Raw genomic sequence first — 479 nt, forward strand, 5'->3', positions numbered from 1 at the left:
CAGTTGCTTTGCGATTCCGGACAACGCATTCACCACGTGTACTTCCCGACCACGGCTATCGTCTCGCTTCTGCATACGATGGAAGACGGCGGCTCGGTGGAAGTCGCGGCAGTGGGCCGTGAAGGCATGACGGGTGTTCCGGTGCTCACGGGCGGCGACACCATGCCGACGCGCGTTCAAGTGCAGTGCGCGGGTTTTGCGTATCGCATGAGCGCGGGCGCCTTGCGTGAACACTTCGGCAAGTCGGACTTTCTGCGTCGTGTGATGCTGCTGTATATGCAAGCCCTGCTGACGCAAGTCGCGCAGACGGCCGCTTGCAATCGTCACCATTCGCTTTCGAAGCAACTGTGCCGCTGGCTGCTGATTCAAACGGACCGCACCCCGTCGGCTCAGTTGCGCGTGACGCAGCAAATGATCGCGGACATGCTCGGCGTGCGTCGCGAAGGCGTGACGGAAGCCGCAGGCAAGCTGCACGACGC

At 62.2% G+C, this 479-nt stretch carries 1 protein-coding gene; it reads left to right on the top strand.

The features are described 5' to 3' along the window. Positions 1-479 (top strand): Crp/Fnr family transcriptional regulator (locus NCT03_RS29525; RefSeq protein ID WP_250494938.1); only part of this gene is annotated, 479 nt, incomplete at both ends.

It is taken from the genome of Caballeronia sp. GAWG1-1 (assembly GCF_023631465.1).
Lineage (GTDB): Bacteria > Pseudomonadota > Gammaproteobacteria > Burkholderiales > Burkholderiaceae > Caballeronia.